Raw genomic sequence first — 12,596 nt, 5'->3', positions numbered from 1 at the left:
CCCGCCATGCTGATTGTTGCCGACGAAAATATCCCGCTGCTCGATGCCTTTTTTGCCGGTTTCGGCGAGATCCGCCGGGTTTCGGGCCGTTCCATCGACCGGGCCACGGTCGAACACGCCGATGTGCTGCTGGTGCGCTCGGTGACCAACGTCAACCGCGCACTGCTCGAAGGCAGCAAGGTGCGTTTTGTCGGCACCTGCACCATCGGCACCGATCATCTGGATCTCGATTACTTCAGCGAGGCCGGCATCACCTGGTCCAGCGCACCCGGCTGCAATGCCCGGGGCGTGGTCGATTACGTGCTTGGCAGTCTGATGACCCTGGCTGAAATCGAAGGCGTCGATTTGCGTGAGCGCACTTACGGCTTGATCGGTGCCGGTGAAGTCGGCGGTCGCCTGATCAAGGTGTTGAAAGGTCTGGGTTGGAACGTGAAAGTCTGCGACCCGCCACGTCAGGCGGCCGAGGGCGGCGACTATGTCAGCCTGGAGCAGATCATCGCGCAGTGCGATGTGATCAGCCTGCATACCCCGCTGACCCGCAGCGGCGACGGCGCGACCTGGCATTTGTTCGACGAGCAGCGTTTGCAGCAGCTCAAGCCTGGCGCCTGGCTGATCAACGCGGCGCGCGGTCCGGTGGTGGATAACGCCGCGTTGCGCGAAGTGCTGCTGGAGCGTGAAGACCTGCAAGCGGTGCTCGATGTCTGGGAGGCCGAACCGCAAGTCGATGTGGCGCTGGCTGAACTCTGTGTACTGGCAACGCCGCACATCGCCGGTTATAGCCTCGATGGCAAACAGCGCGGCACGGCGCAGATCTATCAGGCGTACTGCGAATTTATTGGTGAGCCCGCCAGCATTCAACTCGGTGATCTGCTGCCGGCGCCGTGGTTGTCGGAAGTTTCCCTGCATGCCGACAGCGATCCGGCTTGGGCGCTGGCGATGTTGTGCCGCGGTGTGTACGACCCGCGCCGGGACGATGCGGATTTCCGTCGTACGCTGCTGGGCAGTGTCGGTGAGCAACGCGCCGCGTTTGATGTGCTGCGCAAACAGTATCCTTCGCGACGCGAAATCGAAGGCTTGAAGGTGCGGATCGAGGGGGATTCGCCCGTCTTGCGCCAGATCGTGACCGCGCTGGGGGCTGTGGCGGTATAAACAGCGGGCAGAAAAAAACCGGCCTGCAGGGGCCGGGTCAGGAAGACGGTGGCGATATCACTTTTGTTCGGCAGGCTTGACCAATCGCTTCTCCAGTTCGCGGCAGGCGTCCTGGATCATGTCTTCAGTGATTGGCACTTCGCGCCCATCCTTATCGATGATCGAGCAACCCAGAGGTTGGCCGGGCTTGGTGCGGATCACTTCAATTTTGTCATCGCTGCTGTGTTGCAAGGACATGGCCTGTCTCCTCATCAGGTTGTGTGCCTAGATTAAAACCGTCAGGTGACCAGGCTGTGACAACTCCCTGCGGTCGGTCCGGAACGGCATCTCCACTCAAACAGAAATGACCGTCTGTCTCAACCCGGACCTTAGACCAATAGCGTCTAGGGGGTAGTCTTGCCGGTCATAATTAACCTGACTCATTGTGATTTGCAGAGTTCCACCCCATTTGACTCTGTAGGCTGGCCCTATCCATCAGCACACGACGTGAACCTGAATGATCTCGATGCTTTCCTCGCGCCACCGCCGGGCCTTGCGCCTGACCAGTTCTTTCCTTGCCCCTTATCGCTGGCCGGCCTTTGGCGCGCTGCTGGCACTGATCGTCACGGCCGGCATCACCCTGTCGATGGGGCAGGGCATCAAGTTGCTGGTCGATCAAGGCTTCATGACCCAGTCGCCGCACTTGCTCAATCAATCCATCGGCCTGTTCATGCTGTTGGTGGTTGGCCTAGCGGTCGGCACCTTTGCGCGGTTTTATCTGGTGTCCTGGATCGGTGAGCGCGTGGTGGCGGATATCCGCCGGCAGGTGTTCAACCATCTGGTGTACCTGCACCCCGGATTCTACGAAGACAATCGCAGTTCGGAAATCCAGTCACGATTGACCGCTGACACCACATTGCTGCAATCGGTGATCGGCTCGTCGCTGTCGCTGTTCCTGCGTAATCTGCTGATGGTCATTGGCGGTGTCGTGTTGCTGTTCATCACCAACCCCAAACTCACCAGCATCGTGGTGATCGCACTGCCGCTGGTGATTGCGCCGATCCTGATTTTCGGCCGTCGCGTGCGCAACCTCTCCCGGCTGAGTCAGGACCGGATCGCCGACATTGGCAGCTACGTCTCGGAAACCCTCGGCCAGATCAAGACCGTACAGGCCTACAACCATCAGGTGCAGGATGAACAGCGTTTCGCCAGCACCGTCGAGCAGGCGTTCGAGACCGCGCGCAAACGGATTTTCCAGCGGGCCTGGCTGATCACGCTGGTAATCGTGCTGGTGCTCGGCGCCGTCGCGGTGATGTTGTGGGTCGGCGGCATGGACGTGATCGCGGGACGGATTTCGGCGGGTGAACTGGCGGCGTTCGTGTTTTACAGCCTGATTGTTGGCAGTGCGTTTGGCACGTTGAGCGAAGTAATTGGCGAGTTGCAGCGAGCGGCCGGCGCCGCGGAGCGAATTGCGGAACTGCTGCGTTCGGAGAACATTATTCAGCCACCGACCACAGGGTTGGTGACGTTGCCGGGGCGGGTCAAAGGCGAGCTGGAATTACAGGATGTGCGTTTTTCCTACCCTTCGCGTCCCGAAAGTCTTGCCGTCGATGGCTTGAGTCTGAAGATCAACGCCGGAGAAACCCTCGCGCTTGTAGGACCGTCCGGCGCGGGCAAGTCCACGGTGTATGACCTGCTGCTGCGTTTCTACGATCCCCGGGAAGGGCGGATCCTGATCGATGGCGTGCCGCTGACGAGCCTTGATCCGCTGGACTTGCGTCGCTGCTTCGCGCTGGTCTCGCAAACCCCGGCGCTGTTCTTCGGCAGTGTCGAAGAGAACATTCGCTACGGCTGCCCGACCGCCACGCTGGAGCAGGTGCGGGAGGCGGCCAGAATCGCCCACGCCCACGACTTCATCGAACAGATGCCCGACGGCTACCAGACCCATCTGGGCGACGGTGGCCTCGGCCTGTCAGGCGGACAACGCCAGCGCCTGGCCATTGCCCGGGCGTTGCTGGTCGACGCGCCGATCCTGCTGCTCGACGAAGCCACCAGCGCCCTCGATGCCCAAAGCGAACACCTGATCCAGCAAGCGCTGCCGAGCCTGATGCAAAACCGCACCACGCTGGTCATCGCCCACCGGTTGGCCACGGTGAAAAACGCCGACCGGATCGCGGTGATGGATCAGGGCAAACTGGTGGCGATTGGTACGCATCAGGAGCTGATTGCGAGCAATCCGCTCTATGCGCGGCTGGCGGCGTTGCAGTTCAGTGATGGTCATCAGGCTTTGACCGACCAAGTAACCGACTAAGTAACCGACCTAGTAGAGCGCCATAAAAAATGCCCGCATCTCTTGATGCGGGCATTTTTGTTTACGTCGATCTATCGGCGATACGCGCCCCGATCACTGATCGTCGAAATACCGCTCATGCCAGTCCACCAGCGGCTGTGGCGAGTTGAGTTTCTGGCCGTAGATCACCGAATAGGACAACACGTTCTGTACGTACTGGCGGGTTTCGTCGAACGGGATGCTTTCCACCCACACGTCGAAGCTCAGGTGGTCTGCGCCGCGCAGCCATTGGCGCACGCGGCCGGGGCCGGCGTTGTAGGCGGCGGAGGCGAGTACGCGGTTGCCGTTGAACTGGCTGTGCACCTGGCTCAGATAGGCGGCGCCGAGCTGGATGTTTTTATCCGGATCCAGCACTTGCTGCGGCGAGGCCAACGGAATGCTGAACTTGCGCGCGGTTTCCTTGGCGGTGCCGGGCATCAGTTGCATCAGGCCGCTGGCGCCGACGCTGGAGCGGGCGTCGTCCATGAACGCACTTTCCTGGCGGGTGATGGCGAACACCCAGCTCGAATGCAGGCCGCGCACCTTGGCTTCGCGTACCAGAGTGTCGCGGTGAGCCATCGGGAACCGGATGTCCAGATCATCCCAGTACTGCGCCTGACTGATGGTGCGGATAGCCGGGAAGTACCATTTCAGGTCGTAGGCCAGTTTTGCCTGGGCGACCATCTCGTCGCGGTTGAAATGCCGGCTGACGTGATACCACTCGCGGCGACCGTCGACGATCTGCCCACGGGCGTGGAACTCCAGTGCACGACGTACGCCAGGGGTGTTGCGCACTTTGTTGATCAGCGTCTGACTGAGCACCAGCGGCTTGTTGTTCAGCGAGTACGGCGATTGCGAGCGGTCAGCGGCGAGGAAGCCGTAGAAATCACGTTCCCGCGACAGGTTCTTGTACAGCGTCTGTGCTTCCGGGTTCTGCGGTTGCGCCAGTTCCAGGCTGCGGGCCTGCCAGTAGCGCCAGCGGTTGGTGGTGGCCAGGTCCTGTGGCAAACGGCGGGTCAGTTGGTAGGCGTCATCCCAGCGCGCCAGACGCAACAACAGACGCAGGCGCCATTCGGACACAGTGTTGTCGCGCAGCTCCGGGTCGTACTTGGTCATCACGTCCAGCGCGCGGCTGTCGAAGCGGCGGGCCAGCGTCAGGCCGATTTCCCGGGCGATCGCGACTTTTTCATCCCGGGAGAAATGCATGCTGCTGGCATAACCGTCGAGCAGGGCCATGGCCTTGTCCGGGTCCTGACGCGCGAGGCGGCGCAGGCCGAGGCTGACCACGTCCGACATCGGTTCATCGGCCGGCGTGAAGCGCGAAGGCTGGTTGAGCAGTTCCGGTTTCTGCGCCACGTCCACCAGCAGGCGGCCGCGCGGGGCGAGTGTGGTCAGGCCATTGACCAGGCTGTTGGCCAGTGGGTAGTTGCGGTGCTGGGCGGCGAGTTTGGCGCGTTCCCAGCGTTTCTGTTCGGTCAACTGACCTTCGGCGGCCCACATGCCGAACAGCGCATCACAGGCGGCGGGCTGGGATTTGCCGGTCAGCCACAGCTTCTCGGCGTTGGCGTAGCCCTCGGCCTTCTTGTTGTGGCTGATCTGGTACTGCGCGTTGAGGCAGTCCAGTTCGGTGAAATTCAGTTTGGGGTCGTAATACTTGACGAACGTCGCCCAGTCGCCGCGATCGGCCAGCCAGCGCAGCCAGCGCAGTTTCATCCAGTTGGCCTGGGGCAAGTCACCGTGTTCGGCGAGGAATTTTTCGATCTCCGCGTTGCTGGCGGTTTTCAGCCGGGCGGTCAGCTCGTCGTAGGCGAGGTACGGCTCCAGCGGATAATCGGCGAGGGCCTGGCTGTAACGGAAATACGGGCCGCTGTCGCCTTTGGCCAGGGCACGCTTGGCTTCATCGTAATACTGGCGTTGGGTGGACAGGTCCACCGCCTGGGCGGATTGAACGGCAGCGGCGGAAAGCAGCAAACATGACAAAACACTGAAGAGGCGACTGCGCATGAGACATCCGGGCAGAGAAATCATGACAAGTGCCGGCTCAAGGCCGGCACTGAATTGCCTGTAGCTTAGCCTTTTGCCAGCAAGGGGCGAAAGCTTTGCCGGCCTTGCAGCACAAGTTCGCAACAATTGTTGTGCAGAGTGCGTCAGCGGCGAAATTGCCGGCCTGTTCGGGCCTCGATTCAGGTAGAATGCGCGCCCGGTTTTTGGAGAAGCTCATGACCCTGCTCAAATTCAGCGATGTGTCCCTTGCATTCGGCGCGATGCCGTTGTTGGACAAGGTGTCCTGGCAGATCGCCCGTGGTGAGCGGGTGTGCATCATCGGCCGCAACGGCACTGGCAAATCCAGCATGATGAAACTGGTCAAGGGCGACCAGAAGCCTGATGACGGCTCGGTGTGGCGTGCCCCCGGTCTGAAAATCGGTGAATTGCCGCAGGAATTGCCGCTGGCCGACGAGCGGACTGTGTTCGACGTGGTCGCCGAAGGTCTCGACGGCGTTGGCGCCTTGCTCGCCGAATACCATCACCTGAGCCAGAACATCGTCACCGATGCCGATCTGGACAAGCTGATGCACGTTCAGCACGACCTCGAAGCCCGCGATGGCTGGCGCTTGCAGACCCTGGTCGACAGCACCCTGAGCCGCCTGCAACTGCCGGCCGACAAGACCCTCGCCGAACTGTCCGGCGGCTGGCGTCGTCGTGTGTTGCTGGCGCAGGCGCTGGTGTCCGAACCGGATCTGCTGCTGCTCGACGAACCGACCAACCACCTGGACATCGGTGCGATTGCCTGGCTTGAAGAAGCGCTGAAGGATTTCCAGGGCGCTGTGCTGTTCATCACGCACGACCGTTCCTTCCTGCAAAACCTTGCCACCCGCATCCTCGAACTGGATCGCGGTGGCCTGATCGACTGGAACGGCGACTACGCCAGTTTCCTCGTCCATAAAGAAGCCGCACTGGCTGCCGAAGAAACCGCGAACGCGCTGTTCGACAAGCGTCTGGCCCAGGAAGAAGTGTGGATTCGCCAGGGCATCAAGGCTCGTCGTACCCGTAACGAAGGCCGCGTCCGTGCCCTGAAAGCATTGCGTGTTGAGCGCAGCGAGCGTCGCGAGCGCACCGGCAAGGCCAACATCCAGCTGGAAACAGCGGAGAAGTCCGGCAAGCAGGTGATGGTGCTGGATAACGTGAGCTTCGCGCATCCGGGCGGTCCGTTCCTGATCCGCGATTTCTCCATGGTGCTGCAACGCGGCGACCGGATCGGCCTGCTCGGCGCCAACGGTACCGGCAAGACTACCCTGCTGAAACTGATGCTCAGCGGTCTGCAACCGACCAGCGGCAAAGTGGAAGAGGGCACCAAGATCGACGTGGCCTACTTCGACCAGTTGCGTCATCAGCTGGATCTGGAAAAAACCGTGATCGATAACGTCGCCGAAGGTCGCGACTTCATCGATATCGACGGCCAGAGTCGCCACGTGTTGAGCTACCTCGGCGACTTCCTGTTCAGCCCGCAGCGTGCCCGCACGCCGGTGAAGGCGTTGTCCGGTGGCGAGCGTGCGCGTCTGTTGCTGGCCAAATTGTTCAGCAAGCCGGCGAACCTGCTGGTACTCGACGAACCGACCAACGACCTCGACGTGGAAACCCTCGAGCTGCTCGAAGAAGTGCTGCTGACCTTCAACGGCACCGTGCTGATGGTCAGCCACGACCGGGCATTCCTCGACAACGTGGTCACCAGCACCCTGGTCTTCGAAGGTGAAGGCAAGGTTCGCGAATACGTCGGCGGCTATCAGGACTGGATCCGTCAGGGCGGTTCGCCGCGTCTGCTGGGCGTGACGGAAAGCAAATCCGGCAAGGCTGACCTGAACTCGGCGGTGGTCACTGCTGAGCCGGCTCCGGTTGCCGCACCTGTTGCTGCGGCCCCGGCTGCGAAGAAGAAGCTGAGCTACAAGCTTCAACGCGAGCTGGAAGCCTTGCCGGGCGATATCGACGCCAAAGAGCAGCAGATTGCTGCTGTCGAGGCTGAAATGGCTGAGGCCGGTTTCTATCAGCGTCCGCCGGCCGAGACGGCCAAGGTCATTGCTTCTCTGGAGCAATTGCAGGCGGAGCTGGATGCCTTGGTCGAGCGCTGGGCCGAGCTCGACGCCTGATTGATTCCAGGCATGAAAAAGCCCGGCGTCCAGTGATGGGCGCCGGGCTTTTCAGCTTTTCATAAGTGACTGGTATCAGCGTTTGACCAGGTGCACCGCCAACACATCGCATGGTGCGCCGTGCAGCACGTCATTGGCGGTCGAGCCCAGCAACAATGCAAGACCATGCCGGCCGTGACTGCCGACCACGATCAGGTCGCACTGCTGTTCCTTGGCAAAATGGTGGATTTCCTGACGTGGCTGGCCATAGGTCAGGTGGCAGTTGGCGCCTTCGAGCTCGGTGTACTTGTGCTTCAGGCGTTCGAGTCGTTCCTTGGCCTGGTCGAACTGCTGTTGTTGCAGTTGTGACAGATCCATCGGCACGTCACCGCCGAAGGCCATGGCCATCGGTTCAACGATATGCACCAGCGACAGCTTGGCGCCATTGCTCACCGACAGCTCTCGGGCGCGGTGGATCACAGGGTCGCACTCTTCGGTCAGATCTACGGCGACCAGGATATGGTGGTAGGGCATGAGGTGCTCCTCGTGAGGGATCAATATTGGTAAGTATGGCTGGTTTCAAGCGCATTGGTTCCAAAGTGACGCAATGGGCTCATCAGGATTCGGGAGTAGAGATATGACGGTCTGGCTGGTGGTGTCAATCCTGCTGGTGGTGTTGAGTCCGCTGGCGTGGTTGCGCCCGTCCCGTGCACAGAGTGGCCGGATAGCCTTGCGTACGGAGGCCCGGCGTATCGGGCTGGCCATGCAGCTGGCACCTCAGGAATGGCCGCACTGGCTGTCTCAGGAACCGCCAAACCCGTGCGCGCAATACCATCGGCCACGCCGTGGCAAGCAGCCGGCGTGCTGGACGTACTGGCAGAAATCACCGGGAGTGTGGGTCAATCAGTGGCAGGAAGTCTGTGAAGATCCACTGTTGCTGAATCATTTCGAAAAATTGCCGGGCAATGTTTTCAAGGTCGAGGCGGACAAGCAGATGATCGCCCTCTATTGGGGCGAGAAGGGTGAAGCATCGGTTTTGCTGGACATTGATGCCACGCTGAAAGCGCTGGCATGATTAGCGGAATTTTCGCGCTGCAACGGCGCGAAATGTCCGGCAGACGAGCAATAAAAAGCCCGACATGATTCATCGGGCGGGGTTGGCCAGGCAGGCCGGAAAGTCTTTTTGGCGTTGAATCGGGTGATCCGGTCAACAAACGTGCGCCTGTTTTCCTTCGTAGTCCAGCCAGCGTAGCCTGTTAAACAAGGCGTGCCGTGAATTAGGGCGACTTTTCTAACTATTAATCTTATGAATGCCCTCACATGCAAGCGTGTGTGGCCGGGCTGCGTCCTACAGAAATGACCGCAAAGTCGCATTTCAACCCGTATTTAGGGCGATTGACAATTGTCGGAAATTCCGTGAAGGTGGCGTACCCAAATCAAACGGGCGTATGAATTGAGCGTTTGTATTGCAGACTGCTCCTACAGAATCCCGACTATCGCGTTGGCGGGTGTGCCGGGTGGATTGGTGTCAGCATTGACGAAAAAGCGTCCTGCCGAGCCATTCGCCTGCGTCCGACGTGTACTGTTCAGCTTCCATATCGTGGAGATCAGTTGATGATTTACGAAGGTAAAGCCATCACGGTTAAAGCTCTTGAAAGTGGCATCGTCGAATTGAAATTCGACCTCAAGGGTGAGTCCGTCAACAAGTTCAACCGTCTTACCCTGAACGAACTGCGTCAGGCCGTAGACACCATCAAGGCAGATGCTTCGATCAAGGGCGTGATCGTCAGCAGTGGCAAGGACGTGTTCATCGTCGGCGCCGACATCACCGAATTTGTCGACAACTTCAAGCTGCCGGATGCCGAGCTGGTTGCTGGCAATCTCGAAGCCAACAAGATCTTCAGCGATTTCGAAGACCTCAACGTTCCGACCGTCGCCGCGATCAATGGCATCGCTTTGGGCGGGGGGCTGGAAATGTGCCTGGCAGCGGACTACCGCGTCATGTCGACCAAGGCCAAGATCGGTCTGCCGGAAGTCAAACTGGGCATCTACCCTGGCTTCGGCGGCACCGTGCGTCTGCCGCGCCTGATCGGTGCCGACAACGCCATCGAGTGGATTGCCGCCGGCAAGGAAAACCGTCCTGAAGACGCGCTGAAAGTCGGCGCCGTCGATGCCGTGGTTGCACCGGAAAAACTGCAGGATGCTGCCCTTGAACTGATCAAGCGCGCCATTTCCGGCGAGTTCGACTACAAGGCCAAGCGCCAGCCGAAGCTGGAAAAGCTCAAGCTGAACGCCATTGAACAAATGATGGCTTTCGAAACCGCCAAAGGTTTCGTGGCTGGCCAGGCGGGCCCGAACTACCCGGCCCCGGTCGAAGCGATCAAGACCATCCAGAAAGCCGCGAATTTCGGTCGTGACAAGGCGCTGGAAGTCGAAGCCGCAGGTTTCGTGAAACTGGCCAAGACCTCTGCCGCGCAGAGCTTGATCGGTCTGTTCCTGAACGATCAGGAACTGAAGAAAAAGGCCAAGGCCTACGACGAAATCGCCAAGGATGTGAAGCAGGCTGCCGTACTGGGCGCTGGCATCATGGGTGGCGGTATCGCCTATCAGTCGGCTTCCAAAGGTACGCCGATCCTGATGAAGGACATCAACGAGCACGGCATCGAGCAAGGTCTGGCTGAAGCCGCCAAGCTGCTGGTCGGTCGCGTTGATAAAGGCCGCATGACCGCCGCGAAAATGGCTGAAGTGCTCAACGGCATTCGTCCGACCCTGTCCTACGGCGATTTCGGTCACGTTGACCTGGTCGTTGAAGCCGTGGTCGAGAACCCGAAGGTCAAGCAAGCCGTTCTGGCGGAAGTCGAAGACAAGGTCAAAGAGGACACCATCCTCGCGTCCAACACCTCGACCATTTCCATCAGCCTGCTGGCCAAGGCCCTCAAGCGTCCGGAAAACTTCGTCGGCATGCACTTCTTCAACCCGGTGCACATGATGCCGCTGGTGGAAGTGATCCGTGGCGAGAAGTCGAGCGAGCTGGCAATCGCCACCACCGTTGCCTACGCCAAGAAAATGGGCAAGAACCCGATCGTCGTCAACGACTGCCCGGGCTTCCTGGTCAACCGCGTACTGTTCCCGTACTTCGGCGGTTTCGCCAAACTGGTCAGCGCCGGTGTGGACTTCGTCCGTATCGACAAGATCATGGAAAAATTCGGCTGGCCGATGGGCCCGGCGTACCTGATGGACGTGGTCGGTATCGACACCGGTCACCACGGTCGTGACGTGATGGCCGAAGGCTTCCCGGATCGCATGAAGGACGACCGTCGTTCGGCCATCGACGTGCTTTACGAAGCCAAGCGTCTGGGCCAGAAGAACGGCAAGGGCTTCTATGCCTACGAGGCCGACAAGAAAGGCAAGCAGAAGAAAGTCGCCGATCCGTCGGTACTGGAAGTACTCAAGCCGATCGTCTACGAGCAGCGCGAAGTCACTGACGAAGACATCATCAACTGGATGATGATCCCGCTGTGCCTGGAAACCGTGCGTTGCCTGGAAGACGGCATCGTCGAAACCGCCGCCGAAGCCGACATGGGTCTGGTCTACGGTATTGGTTTCCCTCCATTCCGTGGCGGTGCGCTGCGCTACATCGACTCGATCGGTGTTGCCGAGTTCGTTGCCCTGGCCGACCAGTACGCTGATTTGGGCGCGCTGTACCACCCGACCGCGAAGCTGCGCGAAATGGCCAAGAACGGCCAGAGCTTCTTCGGTTAAGCGCCCCCAACTAGAGTGAGAGTGAACTTATGAGCTTGAATCCTAGAGACGTCGTGATTGTCGACTTCGGTCGTACTCCGATGGGCCGCTCCAAGGGCGGCATGCACCGCAACACCCGCGCCGAAGACATGTCGGCGCACCTGATCAGCAAATTGCTGGAACGCAACACCAAGGTCGATCCTGCCGAAGTCGAGGACGTGATCTGGGGCTGCGTCAACCAGACCCTGGAGCAGGGCTGGAACATCGCGCGCATGGCGTCGCTGATGACCCAGATCCCGCATACTTCGGCCGGCCAGACCGTCAGCCGTCTGTGCGGCTCGTCGATGAGCGCGCTGCACACAGCGGCGCAAGCGATCATGACCGGCAACGGTGACGTGTTCGTGGTTGGCGGCGTCGAGCATATGGGTCACGTGAGCATGATGCACGGTGTCGATCCGAACCCGCACATGTCCCTGTACGCGGCGAAAGCCTCGGGCATGATGGGCCTGACCGCTGAAATGCTGGGCAAAATGCACGGCATCACTCGCGAACAGCAGGACGCCTTTGGCGTGCGTTCCCACCAGTTGGCCCACAAGGCGACTGTGGAAGGCAAGTTCAAGGACGAAATCATCCCGATGCAGGGTTACGACGAGAACGGTTTCCTGAAAACCTTCAACTATGACGAAACCATTCGTCCGGAAACCACCCTGGAAAGTCTGGCGGCTCTGAAGCCGGCGTTCAATCCAAAGGGCGGCACCGTGACGGCCGGTACTTCGTCGCAGATCACCGATGGTGCTTCGTGCATGATCGTGATGTCGGCACAGCGCGCACAGGACCTGGGCATCCAGCCTATGGCGGTGATTCGCTCGATGGCGGTAGCGGGTGTGGACCCGGCGATCATGGGCTATGGTCCGGTTCCGGCTACTCAGAAAGCACTGAAACGTGCCGGCCTGGGTATCAACGATATCGACTTCTTCGAGCTCAACGAAGCGTTCGCCGCACAGGCCCTGCCAGTGCTGAAAGACCTGAAAGTGCTCGACAAGATGAATGAGAAGGTTAACCTGCACGGCGGCGCGATCGCCCTGGGTCACCCGTTCGGTTGCTCCGGTGCCCGTATTTCCGGCACCTTGCTGAACGTGATGAAGCAGAATGGCGGCACCTTCGGGGTGGCCACCATGTGCATTGGCCTCGGCCAAGGCATCTCCACCGTCTTCGAACGCGTTTAAGCGTCTCGTCGATGGAAGCCGGGGCCAAGTGCCCCGGTTTTTGTTTTTGCG

Annotated in this window: 9 protein-coding genes; 6 read left to right on the top strand and 3 right to left on the bottom strand. The window is 60.1% G+C overall.

Going from position 1 to position 12,596, the window contains the following annotated elements; genetic code table 11:
• The first annotated feature begins 6 nt into the window (after nucleotides 1-6).
• Complete coding sequence (gene pdxB / locus PDR5_RS19485; RefSeq protein WP_064598135.1) at nucleotides 7-1,149, top strand: 4-phosphoerythronate dehydrogenase PdxB; 1,143 nt, start codon at nucleotides 7-9, stop codon at nucleotides 1,147-1,149.
• A gap of 57 nt (nucleotides 1,150-1,206) precedes the next feature.
• Here the strand turns inward: pdxB and PDR5_RS19480 are convergent, their stop codons facing one another.
• On the bottom strand, nucleotides 1,207-1,386 hold the full coding sequence (locus tag PDR5_RS19480; protein ID WP_064598133.1) for a PA1571 family protein: 180 nt from the start codon (nucleotides 1,384-1,386) through the stop codon (nucleotides 1,207-1,209).
• A 259-nt stretch (nucleotides 1,387-1,645) separates the two neighbouring features.
• On the opposite strand from PDR5_RS19480, the gene PDR5_RS19475 reads away from it, so the two are divergent.
• Nucleotides 1,646-3,439, top strand: coding sequence for an ABC transporter transmembrane domain-containing protein (locus PDR5_RS19475; RefSeq protein ID WP_172829498.1), 1,794 nt, complete (start codon nucleotides 1,646-1,648; stop codon nucleotides 3,437-3,439).
• Between the two features lie 93 nt (nucleotides 3,440-3,532).
• On the opposite strand, the gene PDR5_RS19470 is transcribed toward PDR5_RS19475, so the two are convergent.
• Nucleotides 3,533-5,461 carry a transglycosylase SLT domain-containing protein gene (locus tag PDR5_RS19470; protein WP_064598131.1) on the bottom strand — a complete coding sequence of 643 codons (1,929 nt, stop codon included), beginning with the start codon at nucleotides 5,459-5,461 and terminating at the stop codon, nucleotides 3,533-3,535.
• Nucleotides 5,462-5,676: 215 nt separating this feature from the next.
• On the opposite strand from PDR5_RS19470, the gene PDR5_RS19465 reads away from it, so the two are divergent.
• Entirely contained in the window at nucleotides 5,677-7,599 is a 1,923-nt protein-coding gene (locus PDR5_RS19465; RefSeq protein WP_064598129.1) for an ATP-binding cassette domain-containing protein, read from the top strand.
• Between the two features lie 75 nt (nucleotides 7,600-7,674).
• Here PDR5_RS19465 and PDR5_RS19460 read toward each other — a convergent pair whose 3' ends face one another.
• Nucleotides 7,675-8,112, bottom strand: a complete 438-nt coding sequence (locus PDR5_RS19460) for a universal stress protein (RefSeq protein ID WP_011335197.1) — start codon at nucleotides 8,110-8,112, stop codon at nucleotides 7,675-7,677.
• A 103-nt stretch (nucleotides 8,113-8,215) separates the two neighbouring features.
• Here PDR5_RS19460 and PDR5_RS19455 point away from each other — a divergent pair, with 103 nt between their 5' ends.
• From PDR5_RS19455 to fadA, 3 genes are all read left to right on the top strand, one after another.
• The gene (locus tag PDR5_RS19455) at nucleotides 8,216-8,653 is read left to right on the top strand and encodes a hypothetical protein (RefSeq protein WP_064598126.1); all 438 of its coding nucleotides are present in this window, start codon (nucleotides 8,216-8,218) and stop codon (nucleotides 8,651-8,653) included.
• 539 nt (nucleotides 8,654-9,192) lie between these two features.
• Nucleotides 9,193-11,340 (top strand): fatty acid oxidation complex subunit alpha FadB, encoded by a 2,148-nt coding sequence (fadB, locus tag PDR5_RS19450; RefSeq protein ID WP_064598124.1) that lies wholly within the window; start codon nucleotides 9,193-9,195, stop codon nucleotides 11,338-11,340.
• Between the two features lie 29 nt (nucleotides 11,341-11,369).
• Nucleotides 11,370-12,545, top strand: coding sequence for an acetyl-CoA C-acyltransferase FadA (gene fadA / locus PDR5_RS19445; RefSeq protein WP_064598122.1), 1,176 nt, complete (start codon nucleotides 11,370-11,372; stop codon nucleotides 12,543-12,545).
• The last annotated feature ends 51 nt before the right edge of the window (nucleotides 12,546-12,596 follow it).

It is taken from the genome of Pseudomonas sp. DR 5-09, assembly GCF_001655595.1.
GTDB lineage: Bacteria > Pseudomonadota > Gammaproteobacteria > Pseudomonadales > Pseudomonadaceae > Aquipseudomonas > Aquipseudomonas pharyngis.
This window is presented reverse-complemented; position numbering and strand designations above follow the sequence as displayed.

What these genes read in the sequence shown, in the direction of transcription:
- PDR5_RS19480 (WP_064598133.1), bottom strand. Translation starts at nt 1,386, where the DNA reads ATGTCCTTGCAACACAGCAGCGATGACAAAATTGAAGTGATCCGCACC.
- PDR5_RS19470 (WP_064598131.1), bottom strand. Translation starts at nt 5,461, where the DNA reads ATGCGCAGTCGCCTCTTCAGTGTTTTGTCATGTTTGCTGCTTTCCGCC.
- PDR5_RS19475 (WP_172829498.1), top strand. Translation starts at nt 1,646, where the DNA reads ATGATCTCGATGCTTTCCTCGCGCCACCGCCGGGCCTTGCGCCTGACC.
- PDR5_RS19465 (WP_064598129.1), top strand. Translation starts at nt 5,677, where the DNA reads ATGACCCTGCTCAAATTCAGCGATGTGTCCCTTGCATTCGGCGCGATG.
- fadA (WP_064598122.1), top strand. Translation starts at nt 11,370, where the DNA reads ATGAGCTTGAATCCTAGAGACGTCGTGATTGTCGACTTCGGTCGTACT.
- pdxB (WP_064598135.1), top strand. Translation starts at nt 7, where the DNA reads ATGCTGATTGTTGCCGACGAAAATATCCCGCTGCTCGATGCCTTTTTT.
- PDR5_RS19460 (WP_011335197.1), bottom strand. Translation starts at nt 8,112, where the DNA reads ATGCCCTACCACCATATCCTGGTCGCCGTAGATCTGACCGAAGAGTGC.
- fadB (WP_064598124.1), top strand. Translation starts at nt 9,193, where the DNA reads ATGATTTACGAAGGTAAAGCCATCACGGTTAAAGCTCTTGAAAGTGGC.
- PDR5_RS19455 (WP_064598126.1), top strand. Translation starts at nt 8,216, where the DNA reads ATGACGGTCTGGCTGGTGGTGTCAATCCTGCTGGTGGTGTTGAGTCCG.